Consider the following 16,213-nt stretch of genomic DNA (forward strand, 5'->3'; position numbering starts at 1 on the left):
TGTACCACTTACAGCCGAGGCGGCATTAGTCTTCGGCGCGCCCTGCCGTAGATTCCATCCAGCGGTTTTGGGTTCCTACCCACGGGGTGTAAAACGACGATGCAGATCCTGTGTAAGGCTTCCGAAGGCGATTGCGACGTAAGCTGTCCTGTCTGCGGACAGGGCTTTCAAATTTACTGGACGCGATCGTTCTCCGGCGAGCGCTCAACGCGTGTCGAGATTCAACAGGCGCTTCTCAACCAGCACGGACACAACCGCGAGCTGCCCGCACACCCGGGCGTGGAGTTCTCGGTCTCGGTAGCGACGCTGCCGGGTTACTTCGAAACGATGGGCGCCTACGCCTGACGTGATCCTTACAAACATCGCTCAAGCCGAAACAGCCTCGGTGCGGAGAAATCACCACACCAGAGGCTGTTCCGTCAGCCGCATTCACACGTGGGGGCCCGGCCGGGCAGGGGCGAGCATGCCCGGGGTTCAGGCTCGTGCTGCCGGCACGAACCCGTCACAGCCGGAGATGGGAGACACCTTCAGGTGAAGAGAGGCATGGCGCGGATGACCGCACTCATCCAGCATGGTCTCACTGGCCTGCTTGCTGCTGAGGATGGACACCAGCGCAGGTGTCTGTTGGTGGTTCTCTCCGAAGTGACCGCAGAGCCCGCATTGTCCGTTATGAAGCGACTCCATCTGTCACCTCCATTTGCTGATGACAAATTGGAGCGGGCAAAATGCGGCAGAGTTGCTTAGCCCAGCCGCCGAACGTTGAGTTGCTTTCACCGACAACGAACGACTCCCAGTGACAATTTCCTCTGGTATCCTCCGGTGAATCTTCCGGAGGTGTTTCGTGCGTTTGATTTCAACGTGTTCGGCTGCATTCGCCGCGGTTTTGGCGACTGCGTTGTGCTGCGGAGCGGCCACCGCGCAGACGGCAGCTCCCCCGCCCCCGCCCAAGCCACTGCCGAGCTCCATCGCGTCGCACCCGGACTGGCCGAAGGCAAAGAAGGACGATGTCGCCAGCGTCGACAGCCTGATGGCAGCGCTCTACGACGTAATCAGCGGGCCGGCCGGCAAGCCGCGCGACTGGGACCGCTTCCGCTCACTGTTTCTTCCGGACGGAAGGCTCGGCGTCATCCGCCACGCGCAACCGGCAGCCGATGGAAAGCCCGAGCGGCCGGACGACGTCGTGTTCCTCACCCCGCAGGATTACATCGACCGCGATGCTCCGTTCTTCCAGAGCAATGGATTCTTCGAGCGTGGCATCGCGAACAGGGTCGAGGAGTTCGGCAACCTGATCAGCGTGTGGAGCACGTATGAGAGCCGCCACTCCGCCGACGACCCCAAGCCGTTCGTGCGCGGCATCAACTCGCTGCAGATCGTGAAGGCGCGGGGACGCTTCTGGGTCGCGAGCATCATCTGGGACGATGAGCGCTCGGGCGTGACGCTGCCGGAGAAGTATTTGAAGTAATGCAGTGAATAGTGAGTAGTGAATAGTGAATAAAGCAGAGGCAAAGGCCACCGAATCTGGTGGCCTTGTCTTTGTTGTTGTCTTATTCACTATTCACTACTCACTACTCACTCGTCGCTTACGGCTTGGTCGCCAATATCAGCGGCGAGGGCCCCGGAGAATCGAGCGTGCGTGGATTCGCGAAGCCCGCCTCTTTGAGCCAGCCGGAGATCTCATCGAAGCTCCAGGTGTCGCCGTTGTCCGTGTTCACGACCATGTTGACGGCGAAGATGAGGCTCATCGCCGGCCCGGTGCGTTCGGCGTTGACGAGAAACTCCTGGATCGCGATCGTGCCGCCAGGAGCGAGCGCGTCAAAGCATTTGCGCAGCAGCGTCTTCGAGCGCTCCTCGCCCTCGCTGTGCAGGATGTGGCCGATAGTGATGACGTTGTAATCCTTGCCAAAATCAACCTTGCCGAGGTCGCCGGGAACCAGCGTGTAGCGGTCTCCCACGCCGAAACGGTCGGCCGTCTTTTTCGTAATCGGAAGCACGCCCGGCCAGTCGACCGCCGTGACCTGCACGCGCGGCGAGCTCTGCGCGAGCGCGATGCTCCACACGCCGGAACCGGCGCCGAGATCGAGCACACGCACCGGAGGACCAGACTCGCCGAGCGCTAGATGTGCACCGAGAGCCTTGGCCGGGGCGTAGCTCATCGCGAAGATATTGCTGACGAGTTCCTGGAAAAACGCCTCGCCTCCGTCCGCCTGATTGACGGTGCTCGCGGGCTTGCCCGTCGCAACCACGTCGCTCAAATGCAGCCAGTTCGGGATGAGCTGCTGTGACGTGTGCGCCGCCATTCCGCCCATGAACGAGGGCTTGGTCGAGACCAGAAATGCCGCGCTTTCCGGAGTCAGCTCATACTTGCTGCCGCCGTTTTTCTTCAGCAGGTCGAGCCCGACGAGCGCGTTCATGATGGCGCGTACACCGCGCTCCGACGCGCCCGTCGCAGACGTGACTTCATCAACTGTCTTCGGCCCGGCGTCGAGTGTGTCGAAAACCTTGTTGCGGATCGCGGCTTCAAGAATCAGGGTCGGGGCGTAGCCCCACGCCATCTGCATAATGCGTTCAGGCGTGACTTGTTTCTGCTGTTCCATGATGGAATCTCCATTGAGATTTGAGTTCGGCCAAAAGTGACTCGTGAAAGCGCTCCGATTCTACTCAGGCGCTATGCGGGCCACAATGAGAATCACATCGCAAAAAGCAAGGCCGCCCGAAGGCGGTCTTGGAGCTTTTGCCGAACCGTTGCAGCTAACTGCCGGAAGAGCCTTGAGGCATCTAGCATCTCGCGGAGTCACCGCCACGTGAGTTCCACGGCAGCTTGCCGAGCAGAATCGCCATCCCGCAGATATCCGTGATGCCGGCAAAGGCGAGCCCCGCGCCGACGAACGCAGACAGCAGAATGAATTGCGGTGCTGCCAGCCATGCCAACACGCAGCCAAGAAGAACCAGCGAGCCCGCGGCAATGCGGACCTGCCGCTCGAGCGAGATAACGCCCGAGCTACTGCGCACCACGGGAAGGCCCGCCGACTCCCAGGCTTGCGTGCCACCTTCGACGACGGAGACATCCGGGATGCCGGCGTCGAGGAGTTGCCGGCAGGCCATGGAGGCGCGCGTTCCGGAGTGGCAGATGACATAAATGTGGCCGTCCGAACTGCGGCATTCGGCCGCAACGCTCGCCGCGTTGAGTTGGTCGAGCGGCATGGAGCGGGCCCCGGCCGCATGCATCCGCGCGAACTCGCCCGGCGTGCGCACGTCAAGCAGAACCGGGTTGAGGCCGCCGCTCATGCGTGCGCGCAGCTCGGCAAGAGAAATGACATTCATCTCAGGCCGCCTCTTCCTGCACGGCGAGAGCGTCGAGCGCCTCAATCACGCGCGGCAGATAGGTGTAAGACGGTCCGCCCTGCATCAGCACGGCGACTCCTGCGGCCTCCAGAATCTGCTCGCGCGTGGCGCCGGCAGCGAGGCAGGCCTTCACATGCGAGTAGATGCAGCTTTCGCAACGGAGCGCGAGACCAATGGACATCGCGATCAGCTCCTTCTCCCGCAACGAGAGCGCACCCGGCTTCAGTGCCGCCTGGTGCAGCTCGCGGAAGCCCTTGACTATATCCGGCATCTCGGTGCGGACGGGCTTCATGGCGGCTGCTACGTTCTGGTAGTAATTCTTCGCGTTCGACACGGGATTTCCTCGATTCTGTGCAGTCGATCTAAGACAACTGTTGATTACTATATTGCTGTATGGTGATATAGTCAAATGGTGGCCGAATTCCCAGGAGCGAATCTGAGGCCCGTTAGAGATTGCGGAATATGAAGAAAAAAACTTTTGATGGTGTACAGCTACAGGCTGTGGCGGAGCTCTTTTCCGTGCTGTCGGAAGGCAGCCGCCTGCGCGTTCTCCAGGCACTTCAGCGAGGTCCGCTATCAGTGGGAGAACTTGTTGAAAGCACAGGAATGAAGCAGGCGAATGTGTCTAAGCAGCTTGGAATTCTCCAGGCCGCGGGCGTGATCTCGCGGCGGCAGGAGGGCAATCGAGCGATCTACTCGATTGCGATGCCGCTGGTGTTCGAACTTTGTGATCTCGTGTGCCGCGGAGTTGCGAAGCAGGCGGCGGCCCGCGCAGCGGCGTTGAAGGTATGAAGTTCAAAGGCCGCGAGTGATCGCGGCCTTTGCTTTATTCACAATTCACTTTCACTGCGCTATCCCAGCGTCTCCAGCAACTTCGCGACGGTCCGGTTCAGGTCCTTGTCGTGGCGGCGTTGTTCGTCTATCTTCGCGATCGAGTGCATCACCGTGGTGTGGTGCTTGCCGCCGAACTGCCGACCGATCTCAGGCAGCGAGGCCTCGGTGAGCTGCTTGGCGAGATACATCGCGATCTGCCGCGGCACCACGATCTGGCGCGAGTTGTTCTTCTGCTTCAGCTCGGCAACGCGCATGCCGAACGACTCGGCAACCGCCCGCTGGATCGCTTCAATCGTGATCTTGCGGACCTGCGTGTCGATGATGTGCTTGAGGCAGTGCTGCGCGTTGGGCAGCGTGATCTCCGCGCCCTGCATGGATGACCACGCGATGAGGCGGTTGAGCGCGCCCTCGAGCTCGCGGATGTTGGTCCGCACATTGCCGGCGATGAACAGGGCCACTTCGGTCGGAAGTGCGATCCGCTCCTGCTCGGCCTTGCGCTGCAGGATGGCAACCTTGGTCTCGAGATCGGGAGGTTGAATGTCGACGACCAGGCCCCACTCGAAGCGCGAGCGCAGGCGGTCTTCGAAGTCGTTCAGCTCTTTAGGCGAGCGGTCCGAGGAGATGACGATCTGCTTGGAGGTCTCATGCAGCGCGTTGAAGGTGTGGAAGAACTCCTCCTGCGTGCGCTCCTTGCCGGCGAGGAACTGGATGTCGTCGATCAGCAGGACGTCGACCGTGCGGAACTTGTCCCGGAAGGTCGTCATCTTGTCGTAGCGCACAGAGTTGATCATCTCGTTGGTGAACTTCTCGCCCGAGATGTAACTGATCGCCGCGTGCGGCGTGCGCGTCTTCACAAGATGGCCTACTGCGTGCATCAGGTGAGTCTTGCCCATGCCCACGCCGCCGTACATGAACAGCGGATTGTAGGCCTTCGCGGGCCGCTCAGCGACGGCCTGCGCAGCAGCATGCGCAAACTGATTCCCGCTGCCGATTACAAAGCCGTCGAACTGATAGCGAGGATTGAGCTGCGCCGCGGTGTTCCAGTCGAAGCGAGCCTGCTCCGGTCCTGGCGCTGCCGGTCCCGGGCGGGAGTTGTTGCGTGTGATGTTGGCATTGTGCGCGGACTGTGGAGCGAAGCCTCCATCTTCACGCTGCGGCCGCGGCGCCTCCTGCGGCGGTATCTCGAAGATGACGTTGTCCAGGTCGAGGCCGAGTGTCTCAATCGCTTCGTAGATGTGATCGCCGTAGCGATCGCCGACGTGCTGAAACGCCGCTGAGGGGATGCGCACGTGCAGTGTGCGCCCATTGATGTGCGAGAACCGCGTGGGCTTTAGCCAGGTCTCAAAGCTCTGACGATTGATCTTCTTTTCCAGCGCGCCGAGAATTCGAACCCACTGGTTCAGCACGGTAGCTGGGACCGGCTCAAATGACATCGTGAATCTTCCTTAGTGTCCTAGACGTTCTTGAGGAGCTAAAGCAAGCAAGCGGCGAAGGGTGAAGGTGAAACAAAAACTGCATAAACACAATAGTAGGGCAGCTCCGCGACACGTTCACGCGGAGGAGAACGGAACCCTGAGATTGGTTTTGAATTCCGACGCTGCCATAGGCACCGCCGGAGAGTGAATCAACAGACCCGGTCGGAACTCAAGGCGGAGTGCTTTTGCACTCCACGAACGGAGTTGATAGTAGCACGCATTCCGAGGGTGTTCAGCAACTCAAAAAACTCAAAAATGCGAAAGAGAGACCGTTTGCACCAGAGTCGGTGAAGATTTGGATGTGGGCCAAAAAATGCTTACACGAACGGTTCAGGAGATGATCACCTGTCCATCATAGAATTGCCGATCGGGAGCGACTTCGGTATACTCAATAGTGCTGCCATATGCCTGCGCGCATGCGACTGAATGCCGCTCGTGCAAGGTGACTAACGAGTCTCTCTGGTAGAGGGGCGCCCGCAGCAGACAGCCTTACAAGATTTCTTCAGAACAGGATACGACGATGCCTAAGCGCACCTTTCAACCAAATCGCCGCCGCCGGAGCAAGGTTCACGGCTTTCTGAGCCGCATGGCCACCAAGGCCGGCGCTGCCGTGCTCAGCCGCCGCCGCGCCAAGGGCCGCCACAAGATTGCGGTCTCGGCCGGCTACCGCGACTAGTTCTCGCGAGAGCTTTCTTCAGTTCGCGAAGCTTTTTTGAGTTTCTTCTCGAACGCGCGCTCCGGAGGGATTTTCCTCCAGGGCGCGTTTCTGTGTTGGAGCAACCTGCCGCGCGCAACTCGGTCGCACTGCATCTCAGCCGCGATCCCAACGATGAGCGACCATGACCTCCTCCACGAACTTCCGCCTGCGAAAACACGCCGACTACCAGCGCGTGTACAAGGCAGGCCGCAAGCAGTTCGGCCGGCAGATGGCGTACTTCTCGGCGCTCCGCGATGCTGACGCTGCCGCGCGCTCCGAGACCACGGGACCGCGCGTTGGACTGACCGTTCCGAAGGCACTCGGCAAGGCCGTCGCACGCAATCGCATCAAGCGCAGGCTGCGCGAGGCCGTCCGCGGCGCGCTGCCGCTGCTCTCCGCACCCGTGGACGTTGTGCTGCATCCGAAGCGCACTGTGCTCGAAGCTGACTTCACCCTCATCCAGCGCGAGGTCGAGACGATCTTCCGCAGCGTGCAGGCCGCGGCGGAGAACCCGGTCGCCCCATCAGCAACCCGTCGAAGCAACAAACCGGTAGCTCAGCCCCTCGGCGCCGGGATATCGCGGTGAATCGAGAGCGCCGCCGCGAGCTCCAGGCTGCCTGGCTGCTCGGCGTCTACAAACGCGTCTTATCTCCGATGCTGCACGCGGTCTCTGTTTCGCAATGCAAATATCTCCCTACATGCAGCGAGTACGCCTACGTCGCCGTTGTGCGGCATGGATGGATTCGTGGCGGCTGGCTTGCCCTGCGCCGGCTGGCGCGGTGTCATCCCTTCAGCAAGGGCGGCCTCGATCCAGTGCCGTGATTAGATCGCCCGGCGAAACCTGACAGTCCCTTCAAACGTAGTCATTTACCATGGACAATAGCGAACTCCGCGCCCGACGCGCAGATTCAACGATAGGAAGTTCTTCCCTTGCCAGAGTTTCGTAACCCCAATGCAGGCGGCGCCGGAAGCCAGGACAACCGCTCTTTTCTCGTCATGTTCGTCGTCATGATGGGCGTGATCTTCGGCGTCCAGTACTGGCGCATGAAGACCAACCCGCCTGCCCCGCAGAACGCGCCCGCCACTACGCAGTCCGCTGCCCAGACGAACGCGCCCGCGCAGTCGAACGCAGCCGCGCAAACCGCCGCCAACGCAGCGACGCAGACGCCTGCGGTTCAGGCCTCTGCCGCCACCGAGACCGTCGTCGAGAACGAGCTGTACCGCATTACCTTTTCGAACCGCGGCGGCGACGTCACCTCCTGGATCCTGAGGCGTCAGAAGGATCAGGACGGTAAGCCGCTCGATCTGGTCGATCACGTCGCTTCCGCGAAGTTCGGCTATCCGATGTCGCTCTACACATACGACTCGGGGCTGAACCAGACGCTGGCCAACGCGATGTTTGTTCCCTCCGCGACGGGAACCCTCGAGGCGCCGTCGACGCTGAGCTTCCACTACGCAGCCAACGGCCTCGATGTGACGAAGACCTTTACCTTCGGCCAGGATTACCTCATCCACGCCGACACGCTCGTACTCAAGAACGGCGCTCCGGTGCGCGCGCTGCTCTCCTGGCCTTCGGGCACGGGCGATCTGGTGGTCCCGCACCTGCAGGGCAGCCACTACCCGTCCGACACTTCGGTCGACACCATGCAGAACGGCAAGGACGACCATATCGCCTCCAAGAAGGTGGCTGGCGGAGCCACGCTGAACGGCCCGTTCGACTTTGCCGGTGTAAGCGATCAATACTTCGCCGCCACCATCCTGCCGGACCACACCCAGACCGCCACAGCCGTCACACTGCACAATCAGCTCTCCCTGAATGACCTCGAGCGTGCCGCGGGCAAGCCCGTGGGCAAGGACGTTCAGCTTCCGATCATCGGTGCGGCCGTCGGCGACATCTCCGGGCACAACCAGGAGCGCGTCTTCGTCGGCCCGAAGTACCTGAAGCTGCTGAAAAGCATCAAGACGGTCGATGGCTATTCGCTCGAGCCGCTGCTGAACTTCGGCTTCTGGGGACCCGTCGCGAAGTATCTGTTCGTCGGGCTGCAGACAGTTCATTCCTGGATCGCCCCTTCGAACGCGACTGCGAACACTCCTCATGACTTCTCTTGGGGATGGGCGATCGTTCTCTTCACTGTCCTGATCTACATGTTCCTGGTGCCGCTGCGCTTCCAGAGCATGAAGGGCATGCTCAAAATGCAGCGGATTCAGCCGCAGATTGACGCGATCAAGGCCAGGTACGGGAATCCGAAGCCTACCAGCCCAAAGATGGGCGAGATGAACGCCGAAATCATGGATCTGCAGAAGAAAAACGGCGTCAGCATGTTCGGCGGTTGCATCCCAACCCTTGTCCAGCTCCCGCTGCTGTTTGCCTTCTTCGAGATGATGGAGAAGGTGGTCGAGCTTCGTCAGTCTCACTGGTTCTGGATCAAGGACCTGAGCCAGCCGGACCCCTACCACATTCTGCCGATCGTCATGGTTGTGACCAGCTTCCTCGTGCAGTTCTATACGCCCTCACCCGGCGTCGACCCCGCACAGCAGCGCATGATGGCCTTCATGATGCCGGCCTTCTCCGGCTACTGGACCTGGTACTACGCCGCAGGGCTCGCACTCTACTGGAACGTCGGTAACTTCATCATGGTCGGCCAGCAGCTCGTCCTGAACCGAACGGCGCTCGGCAAGGAGATGCGGGAGATCCAGCTCAAGCGGGCTGAAGCCAAGGCCAGGGCCAAAGCGGCTCCCAAGACCATTGCGGGGAGGCGATAACCATTGCCCTGGGCTGCACGGCCAATGAAGTTTGCGTCATACTGGATGCCCATACTTCCCGGCATGCGACGGAAGTCCAAAAAGAGGTTTTGCGAAGAGTTTGCCTGTTCGTTTTGAGTTCGTTGGTGTCGGGCCTGCAAGGCAGCCTGTCGTTCCAATCTTCTGTCTAAAGCAACCTACCTATTTCCCGAGGACATAAAGACCCATGGAAGACCTCGCCCAGGCGGCTGAACGAGTAGCCTCCCTGATGCGCATCCTGACCTCGACCGGAGGTCTTCGGCTCAAGTACCGGATCACCGCCGGCGCCGGCGCGGCCGATCCTGACGGCTTCGAGCGCCGCGACATCTACGTGGAGTGCAAAGGTCCGGACGCCGGGCTTCTTCTCGATCGCGACGGCGAACTGCTGCGCGCGCTCGAGCACATCACGGCCAAGGTCCTGCGCCTCGAGCCCGAGGAGCACGACCGCATCTCCTTCGACGCCGACGGCTACAAGGCCGCGCGCGTTCGCCATCTCCGCCGCCTCGCCGACGACGCCATCGACCGGGTGGACGACACCAATCGCCCCTACAGCTTCCCCCCCATGAGCTCCCGCGAGCGCCGCATGCTGCACCTCTTCCTGCGCGACAGCGGCCTCCAGACGGCCAGCTCCGGCGAGGGTCCCCGCCGCTTCGTTGTCCTCTATCCTGAGGGCTACCGCATCCCCCCGGAGGGCGAACGTGAGCGCTCCGGCTACGGCGACCGTGGAGGCTATGGCCGCGGCCGCGGACCGCGCCGCGGTGGTGGTGGCGGCGGTCGCCGGTACTAAATCAAAGCAAATTCTCACTTCCGAGAGCCGCTGGTTCACTATCCAGCGGCTTTTGCTTTGCTCCTCGAAAGCCTCGCCCTTGCGTCACGCGGCTCGGGACGCATTTTCCGGCACGTCCTCGGTGCAGTTGTTGAGATCACGGGACTTCATTCAACCGCGTCTGCACTGAATTAACGCGCATTGCCCACACTTCTGACCCAGCCTTCTCACCTGCCTGTGCGACCGGCTGTGGGGAACGGGGAAAACGCCGTACCGAACCCGAAGCTCCGTCCCTGACTTCCAACCTCTTCGTTCTTCCGCAGCCGATTTTGGAAAGCAGGGACGCCCGTTTTTCGCGGCCTTTTGTGCGTCCGGACGGCTTATCCACTCTTCCACGCCAAACGACTACGACGACTGTCTTCTCTCTTTCTTTAAGACTTAATAAGTCTTCTTAACCCTCGCGCCGACACATCTGAGATTCGCCTTCCTCGCTACCCCTCTACCCCTCTACCCCTCTACCCTCTACCCGCCTGACGTAACACCCACAACACACCCTCGTTATGCACAGAAGATCGCCCTCGCGCGAAACACCTCGCTCGACCTAGAATCATCACAACCCAGAGTTGGCTATCACCTCGCGCTTTTCAAATGCGCCACCTCAGGGTGTAGTACGCAGGAGACCCAAGTGTCCTCAGCAACCATTACGCCGCCTGCCGAACGAGGGAGAACCGAAACCGTGTCTACAGCAGCCAACATGCCCGACGCAGCGCCCACCGGCAACCTGGAGATCACGGTCTCGCGAGCAGAGCTGCTGCGCGAGCTCACCGCCGCTCAGTCCGTCGTCGAGCGCAAGACGACGATTCCAATCCTTTCGAACTTCCTCTTCGAAGCCACCGAAGACGGCAGGCTGACCATCACCGCCACCGATCTCGACCAGTCGCTGCATACGAGCTGCGCGGCCAAGGTGAAGAAGCCCGGCGCCTGCACCATCCCCGCGCGCAAGCTGTACGACTACATCAAGCTGCTGCCCGAAGGTGACATCTCCATCAAGCTGATGGACAACCACTGGGTGCAGATCCGCGCCGGCCGCTCCAACACCAAGATGGTCGGCATGGCGCGCGCAAACTTCCCGCAGGTGCCGCAGTTCCCGGCGGCGGGCGGATACAAGATCAACGCCGTCACGCTGCACAACATGATCGCCAAGGTGATCTTCTCCATCTCCAACGAGGAGTCGCGCTACACGCTCAACGGCGCGCTGCTCGTGCTCAAAGCTGAGTCCATGGCGATGGTCGCCACTGACGGCCACCGCCTCGCGCACATCGAGAAGACCGGCGAGCCCATCGAAGGCATCTCCGGCGAAAAGAAGACCCTGATTCCGCGCAAGGCGCTCGCCGAGCTCAACGGCCTGCTCGCGAACATGGAGCCCAGCAAGGACAAGGCGCCGCAGTTCATCGAGTTCGCCGATGACGATCAGACGCTCTTCTTCAAGGTCGGCGGTCGTGTGCTGACCTCGCGCAAGCTCACCGGCCAGTTCCCCAACTACGAGGCCGTGCTCCCGCGCGACAACAACAAGTTCGTCATCGTCCGCAGCGAGGACCTGATGGCCTCCATCCAGCGCGTCGCTCAGTTCGCCGACGAGCGCTCCGGCGCCATCAAGATCCGTCTCGAGCAGAACGAGCTCAAGCTCTCCGCGCAGTCCACCGACGCCGGCGAGTCCGAAGACATCATCGAAACGCCCTACAACTACGACCCGCTCGTCGTTGGCTTCAACAGCTCCTACCTGGTCGATTTCCTCCGCGCCATCGGCCTCACCGGCGAGGTCCGCCTCGAGTTCAAGGACGCGCAGTCCGCCGGCCAGATGCGCCCCGAGGACGGCAACGAAGAAACCCGCTACCGCTACATCCTCATGCCCATGCGCATCTGAAGTAAACGCTGGACTGGCGACAACGAAGGCCCGCTCACCAGAGCGGGCCTTTTGTATCTCTCGAGTGCTGTCTCACTTCCGCGTGCTTTGCTCGACAGGCGCCTTGAATCGAACCCACCATGAATCGCCGCTGTTTTCTACGGAATTTCCGGAAGCGACTCTGCCGTTCACTCGAACACTGGATGCATTAGGCCGGTGCGCAAACGGCCCAAGACGCATCGCCACCACGCCGAGGTTCTTATCGGAAGATATGCGCAAATTCATCCGGTCACGAGAACGCGTGAGGCGGTAGCTCAGCAGTGCAGTTTCAAGTTGTTCTGACGATTCGTAGACCAGTGGATATTGCTTCACCGAAATCTCGTTCCAGTCATACGGCATTCTCGGAAAAAACTGCAGGCGAGCTGGCTTTGTGTCGTCCACACCGATGACCAGGCGAAGCGTTTTGACAACCTCCGCCTCCTGCACACCGTTGCCAAGGTCTCCGATGCGAAACCAGTACTTGCCTGTCGGATCAATTTGCACTCCCTCAGGCACGATGAAGGATCCGAATCGCGGATCGTAAATTTCTTTTCCCATCCAGTCCAACATCTTCGTCGCATCCTGCATACGATCAAGCAGGAGCGCCGACTGCGTCACGAATCCTTGGCCATATCCCATCGACTGTCCGTAAAACCCAAACGGTTTGTAGGTGTCGATCAGGCGCTTGTACGTGTCTTCATTGATCGCGCGCCATCCAGGATTGCTGTCCTCCGGCGCAAAGCCCCAATCATCCGCCTGGAAAACCAACGGCCCAAGAACAGTGGTCTTGTGCGTCCAGTTGGAGTAATCCAGGGTCCACACGGGGCCGTACTTCGGGTCATCGACGACGTAGTGATTCGTAATCGCCGCGCTCATCAGGTCGGCGCGTTGCCGCCACTGCGCTGCAGATTCGGAGTCTCCTATGGAGTCCGCCATCTGCGCCAAAGCCCGCAGCGCGTCCATGCTCACAGCGTCCGGGTACACAGAATAGCCGTCTCCATTCGCGCTTTCACCCGTGGTGTGCAGCAGCCCGTCTTTCGCCCCCGATATATCGGGATGAGCAAACTGCCAAAGGATCCAGTCACCTTCCGCCTTTATGTCGGGCCAACGCTGGCGAAGCCATTGGTCCCGGTCGGGCAACTCTCGCCAGAGCTTGTAGATGGCCAGGGTTGTCAGCCCTTCGCCGTCGTTCTCAAAGCTCGGATTGCCCGGATGATTGACCAGTGAACCCCAGTGCGGCGGAAGCGACACGTTCTTGTACCTGAGTTTGGGATCGCTCGCATAACTGCGAGCCATGCGCAGCGAGTAATCAACACATCGCATCACCGCATCGGTGTAGCCAAGGTCCGCGACCTCCTGAATACTGCGGCCCATGTCGCGCGTGTAGGAGACGCCATAGTAGCTCCCGATATTCGGAACGAAGGTCCCAAATCCCTTGTAGCCTCCCCACGACACCGCGCCACGAGTAGAGGTGTGATACATCCGCTCCGCATCGATCTTGTCCAGAATGTCCTCGACGTTATAGCGGAACGCATTGGACAGGATCTCTGCAGAGATATCGCCGCGAAAGGAGACCTCCGCTCCTGAATAGTTCGGCGGCGAGGATGGTGCCACATGCCCGGTGTATTCTCCATCGTTGGAATACAACGCCTTCTTTAGCTGATCCAGCTCTCGACCCGACAACAATTCGTCATTGCCTTGCGCGCGAAGCGCCTTCGTTCGAATAAACGCTGCTAATTCCGGGTCAGGAGCAGACGCGACAAAGCTCTTGCCTGCGGAGAGGCCATCACTGTCGGGCGACTCCACCGTGATGCCCTTGATGACAATCGTTCCTTTCTTTGCAGGCGAGCTCTCGACCGTGATGCTTCGAATCGTCTTTTGCTTCGGCACAATTACCGCCACATAGTTGCCATCTGCGAGCGGTGTAGGCGGATAGAGATGCAGTGCAGCGGCGAACGCACTCCGCAATCGCGCGTCTGTTGAGAACGGATCCTGATAGTCATAGAACGCACGCCCGAACCACACGCTCTCGCCCAGGATCAGAGGAAAGACCTGCGTCGTCCCGTCTTCATAGTTGAGCCGGATGGAACCCAGGTCATCACCAACAAAGAATCGATATGAATAATCCCGAGGATCGGCCCATCCATAGGCTGGAATTGTCTGAGGTCCGCCGTGCGGAGAATTGGAAGCTTCGTCCGCTTGTAACGACGCTGTCTTCGCGTCGGTCATTCCCAGCAGGAAGATGCGATCAGCACGCCCTCCGACCGCAACCTCTGCCGATCCTCCCGAGCGAAGCGGCAACACCGCTTGCACAAAAGGCACGCCATAGCGGTAAAGAACGCTGCCCTCAGCATTTCCGCCGGTATTTTCTCCGAGCGGCAGAGCAAAATACCTGGCTTGAGAACGGTTAGCCGTAGGAGTCGATGGAATTTGTGCAGACGCTGAAATGGCAGAAATCGCAGAAAATGTTGCAACGAGAATCAAGCGACGGATTTCCCAGATCACGCTCTAGTCCTTCGGCTCCTGTTTACGTTCAAGCCCGACTCGCAGTTAGTGCCTTCACTCTAATAATGCCGTATATGGACTTGCTGCCTCTCCGCGCCTGTCCTGCATCGAACCTCGGTGGAGGGTCACATGGCAAGCAAGCATCTCGTGCGGGGAATTCTGGCGGGCGTAGCCGGCGGCCTGGCCGCCTCCTGGGTGATGAACGAGTTCAGCGCGACGCTCGGAGAAAAGCTCTCAAAAGCCGTCGAAACACCCGCTGAGCAACAGGAGTTGAACCTGCAATCCGACGGCGAAGACGCGACCATGAAGGCCGCCGACAAGATTGTCGAAACCGTCACCGGCGGACGTCACCTCTCGCACGAGCAGCGCGAGATCGGCGGCCCCATCGTGCACTACAGCATGGGTGCGCTCGCCGGCGGCATCTACGGCGCACTCGCCGAGTACACGGATTTTGCCAAGGCCGGCTTCGGCACCACCTTCGGCGGCGTGCTCTTCGCTACCGCCGACGTTCTCGGCGTTCCCGCCATGCACCTCGGCCCCTGGCCCGACGAGTATCCCGTAAGCTCTCTCGCCAGCCCGCTGGCCGCCCACCTCGTCTATGGCGCCACCACTGAACTCGTCCGCAGAATCGTCCGCGAAATTCTGTAGCGTGTACGCCCCTCAGGCCTAAGTGAGATTCTGGATGGCGCACTTCCGGAGCCTCGCCCATGAATCTCACCTGCTCCATCCTCGCTCTCACACTCTCCGCAACCTTCGCATCCGCGCAGTCTGCCCCGCAGTACATCCCCACCTCCGACGCCGTCCCGCACGGCTCCGCGCCCGGCATGTGGGTCAAGGCGCTGAACAGCGGCAAGGGCTCCGCCGAATACGCGGTCATCTTTCGCGCCGGCGACGATCCCTACCCCGGCCTCACGCAATTCGCCGCAGAGCACCACATCCAGAGCGCGCACTTCACCGCCATCGGCGCCTTCCACGACGCGCGCCTCGGCTTCTACGACCCCGACAAGAAGATGTATCGCGTCATCCCCATCGACACGCAGGTGGAAGTAGTCTCACTCATCGGCGACATCGCGCAGCTCAACGGCAAGCCCTCGGTGCACATGCACTGCGTGGTCTCCATGCCGGACGGCCGCGCGCTTGGCGGCCACTTCCTCAGCGCGCATGTCGCTCCGCTGCTCGAAGTCTTCGTCACCGCTGATCCCGTGCCGCTCACCAAGAAGCACGACGACGCGACAGGCCTGAGCCTCATGGACCCGAATAGCAAGTGAGCATCACGCGCCTGGACTCGTGACAAAAATCGTCCCGCATGCCACCAGATTGTTATTGCCCTCCCTCGAACATGCCCTTATAAAGGTGCGTTCCTCAAAAGGAGAAATTTGATGAAGCGGGTCTTAGCGGCGCTGTTGTGTCTTTTCGTGCCAATGTTTGCATGGGCTTCGAGTACCGGAGATAACGGCTACAAGGTGATGTACGACGGCGGATCCGTCCAGAACCTCAAGACAGGCGCATCCGCCCAACTGATCATCGATCCCACACAGGTTCGGCTGCATATCGGCAAGGACGATGTCGTCACCATTCCCGCCGCGTCGATCACGGAAATCTCCTACGGTCAGGATGTCCACCGCCGAATCGGCGCAGCGATCGGCCTCGCGGTTATTTCCTTCGGCGTAGGCGCCCTGATGGCGCTGACGAAATCCAAAAAGCACTATGTCGGCCTCACCTGGGCCAACGGCGATCAGAAGGGCGGCTTCGCCATGCAATGCGATAAGAACGACTATCGCGGCGTACTCACGGCGCTCGAAGGAATCACCGGAAAGAAAGCGGTCGATTCCGACGCCATGACCGTCAAGAACTAGTCAGGAGTGAGGAGT

The 16,213-nt window shown here is 60.5% G+C and carries 18 protein-coding genes; 12 read left to right on the forward strand and 6 right to left on the reverse strand.

All coding sequences use genetic code 11. The annotated features are described in order from the left end of the window. Positions 1-99 precede the first annotated feature (99 nt). Complete coding sequence (locus VGU25_10225; protein HEV2577575.1) at positions 100-345, forward strand: hypothetical protein; 246 nt, start codon at positions 100-102, stop codon at positions 343-345. Positions 346-474: 129 nt separating this feature from the next. Here VGU25_10225 and VGU25_10230 read toward each other — a convergent pair whose 3' ends face one another. Further along, entirely contained in the window at positions 475-684 is a 210-nt protein-coding gene (locus VGU25_10230) for a hypothetical protein (protein HEV2577576.1), read from the reverse strand. A 157-nt stretch (positions 685-841) separates the two neighbouring features. Between VGU25_10230 and VGU25_10235 the strand changes: the two genes are divergently transcribed. Beyond that, entirely contained in the window at positions 842-1,462 is a 621-nt protein-coding gene (locus VGU25_10235) for a hypothetical protein (GenBank protein ID HEV2577577.1), read from the forward strand. A 118-nt stretch (positions 1,463-1,580) separates the two neighbouring features. Here VGU25_10235 and VGU25_10240 read toward each other — a convergent pair whose 3' ends face one another. The 3 genes from VGU25_10240 to VGU25_10250 all read right to left on the reverse strand — a co-directional run bounded on the left by VGU25_10240 (position 1,581) and on the right by VGU25_10250 (position 3,676). Beyond that, positions 1,581-2,594, reverse strand: coding sequence for a class I SAM-dependent methyltransferase (locus VGU25_10240; GenBank protein ID HEV2577578.1), 1,014 nt, complete (start codon positions 2,592-2,594; stop codon positions 1,581-1,583). Between the two features lie 181 nt (positions 2,595-2,775). After that, positions 2,776-3,321, reverse strand: coding sequence for a rhodanese-like domain-containing protein (locus VGU25_10245; GenBank protein HEV2577579.1), 546 nt, complete (start codon positions 3,319-3,321; stop codon positions 2,776-2,778). 1 nt (position 3,322) lies between these two features. Next, a complete protein-coding gene (locus tag VGU25_10250) occupies positions 3,323-3,676 on the reverse strand; it encodes a carboxymuconolactone decarboxylase family protein (GenBank protein HEV2577580.1) in 354 nt (117 codons plus the stop codon). 128 nt (positions 3,677-3,804) lie between these two features. On the opposite strand from VGU25_10250, the gene VGU25_10255 reads away from it, so the two are divergent. Then, positions 3,805-4,134 carry a metalloregulator ArsR/SmtB family transcription factor gene (locus VGU25_10255; GenBank protein HEV2577581.1) on the forward strand — a complete coding sequence of 110 codons (330 nt, stop codon included), beginning with the start codon at positions 3,805-3,807 and terminating at the stop codon, positions 4,132-4,134. A 59-nt stretch (positions 4,135-4,193) separates the two neighbouring features. On the opposite strand, the gene dnaA is transcribed toward VGU25_10255, so the two are convergent. Then, a complete protein-coding gene (gene dnaA / locus VGU25_10260; protein HEV2577582.1) occupies positions 4,194-5,609 on the reverse strand; it encodes a chromosomal replication initiator protein DnaA in 1,416 nt (471 codons plus the stop codon). A 562-nt stretch (positions 5,610-6,171) separates the two neighbouring features. Between dnaA and rpmH the strand changes: the two genes are divergently transcribed. The 6 genes from rpmH (at position 6,172) to dnaN (ending at position 11,819) form a co-directional block, all read left to right on the forward strand. Continuing rightward, on the forward strand, positions 6,172-6,327 hold the full coding sequence (gene rpmH / locus VGU25_10265; GenBank protein HEV2577583.1) for a 50S ribosomal protein L34: 156 nt from the start codon (positions 6,172-6,174) through the stop codon (positions 6,325-6,327). Between the two features lie 163 nt (positions 6,328-6,490). Then, on the forward strand, positions 6,491-6,934 hold the full coding sequence (gene rnpA, locus VGU25_10270) for a ribonuclease P protein component (GenBank protein HEV2577584.1): 444 nt from the start codon (positions 6,491-6,493) through the stop codon (positions 6,932-6,934). Further along, positions 6,931-7,170 carry a membrane protein insertion efficiency factor YidD gene (gene yidD, locus VGU25_10275; protein ID HEV2577585.1) on the forward strand — a complete coding sequence of 80 codons (240 nt, stop codon included), beginning with the start codon at positions 6,931-6,933 and terminating at the stop codon, positions 7,168-7,170. Before rnpA ends, yidD begins: the two co-directional genes overlap by 4 nt. 108 nt (positions 7,171-7,278) lie before the next feature. Beyond that, positions 7,279-9,111 carry a membrane protein insertase YidC gene (yidC, locus tag VGU25_10280; protein HEV2577586.1) on the forward strand — a complete coding sequence of 611 codons (1,833 nt, stop codon included), beginning with the start codon at positions 7,279-7,281 and terminating at the stop codon, positions 9,109-9,111. A 205-nt stretch (positions 9,112-9,316) separates the two neighbouring features. Further along, a complete protein-coding gene (locus VGU25_10285) occupies positions 9,317-9,916 on the forward strand; it encodes a R3H domain-containing nucleic acid-binding protein (GenBank protein ID HEV2577587.1) in 600 nt (199 codons plus the stop codon). A gap of 733 nt (positions 9,917-10,649) precedes the next feature. Further along, entirely contained in the window at positions 10,650-11,819 is a 1,170-nt protein-coding gene (gene dnaN, locus VGU25_10290) for a DNA polymerase III subunit beta (GenBank protein HEV2577588.1), read from the forward strand. Between the two features lie 72 nt (positions 11,820-11,891). Here the strand turns inward: dnaN and VGU25_10295 are convergent, their stop codons facing one another. Beyond that, positions 11,892-14,138 carry a hypothetical protein gene (locus tag VGU25_10295; GenBank protein HEV2577589.1) on the reverse strand — a complete coding sequence of 749 codons (2,247 nt, stop codon included), beginning with the start codon at positions 14,136-14,138 and terminating at the stop codon, positions 11,892-11,894. A gap of 333 nt (positions 14,139-14,471) precedes the next feature. On the opposite strand from VGU25_10295, the gene VGU25_10300 reads away from it, so the two are divergent. From VGU25_10300 to VGU25_10310, 3 genes are all read left to right on the forward strand, one after another. Next, positions 14,472-14,990, forward strand: coding sequence for a DUF1440 domain-containing protein (locus VGU25_10300; GenBank protein HEV2577590.1), 519 nt, complete (start codon positions 14,472-14,474; stop codon positions 14,988-14,990). A 59-nt stretch (positions 14,991-15,049) separates the two neighbouring features. Then, complete coding sequence (locus VGU25_10305; protein HEV2577591.1) at positions 15,050-15,610, forward strand: PPC domain-containing DNA-binding protein; 561 nt, start codon at positions 15,050-15,052, stop codon at positions 15,608-15,610. A 111-nt stretch (positions 15,611-15,721) separates the two neighbouring features. Then, positions 15,722-16,198 (forward strand): hypothetical protein, encoded by a 477-nt coding sequence (locus VGU25_10310; GenBank protein ID HEV2577592.1) that lies wholly within the window; start codon positions 15,722-15,724, stop codon positions 16,196-16,198. Positions 16,199-16,213: the final 15 nt, after the last annotated feature.

This window comes from Acidobacteriaceae bacterium (genome assembly GCA_035944135.1).
Taxonomy (GTDB): domain Bacteria; phylum Acidobacteriota; class Terriglobia; order Terriglobales; family Acidobacteriaceae; genus Granulicella.

Excerpts from the sequence above, each read along its gene's own strand:
- VGU25_10225 (HEV2577575.1), top strand. The coding sequence starts at position 100 with ATGCAGATCCTGTGTAAGGCTTCCGAAGGCGATTGCGACGTAAGCTGT.
- VGU25_10230 (HEV2577576.1), bottom strand. The coding sequence starts at position 684 with ATGGAGTCGCTTCATAACGGACAATGCGGGCTCTGCGGTCACTTCGGA.
- VGU25_10240 (HEV2577578.1), bottom strand. The coding sequence starts at position 2,594 with ATGGAACAGCAGAAACAAGTCACGCCTGAACGCATTATGCAGATGGCG.
- VGU25_10245 (HEV2577579.1), bottom strand. The coding sequence starts at position 3,321 with ATGAATGTCATTTCTCTTGCCGAGCTGCGCGCACGCATGAGCGGCGGC.
- VGU25_10255 (HEV2577581.1), top strand. The coding sequence starts at position 3,805 with ATGAAGAAAAAAACTTTTGATGGTGTACAGCTACAGGCTGTGGCGGAG.
- dnaA (HEV2577582.1), bottom strand. The coding sequence starts at position 5,609 with ATGTCATTTGAGCCGGTCCCAGCTACCGTGCTGAACCAGTGGGTTCGA.
- rpmH (HEV2577583.1), top strand. The coding sequence starts at position 6,172 with ATGCCTAAGCGCACCTTTCAACCAAATCGCCGCCGCCGGAGCAAGGTT.
- rnpA (HEV2577584.1), top strand. The coding sequence starts at position 6,491 with ATGACCTCCTCCACGAACTTCCGCCTGCGAAAACACGCCGACTACCAG.
- VGU25_10285 (HEV2577587.1), top strand. The coding sequence starts at position 9,317 with ATGGAAGACCTCGCCCAGGCGGCTGAACGAGTAGCCTCCCTGATGCGC.
- dnaN (HEV2577588.1), top strand. The coding sequence starts at position 10,650 with ATGCCCGACGCAGCGCCCACCGGCAACCTGGAGATCACGGTCTCGCGA.
- VGU25_10300 (HEV2577590.1), top strand. The coding sequence starts at position 14,472 with ATGGCAAGCAAGCATCTCGTGCGGGGAATTCTGGCGGGCGTAGCCGGC.
- VGU25_10305 (HEV2577591.1), top strand. The coding sequence starts at position 15,050 with ATGAATCTCACCTGCTCCATCCTCGCTCTCACACTCTCCGCAACCTTC.
- VGU25_10310 (HEV2577592.1), top strand. The coding sequence starts at position 15,722 with ATGAAGCGGGTCTTAGCGGCGCTGTTGTGTCTTTTCGTGCCAATGTTT.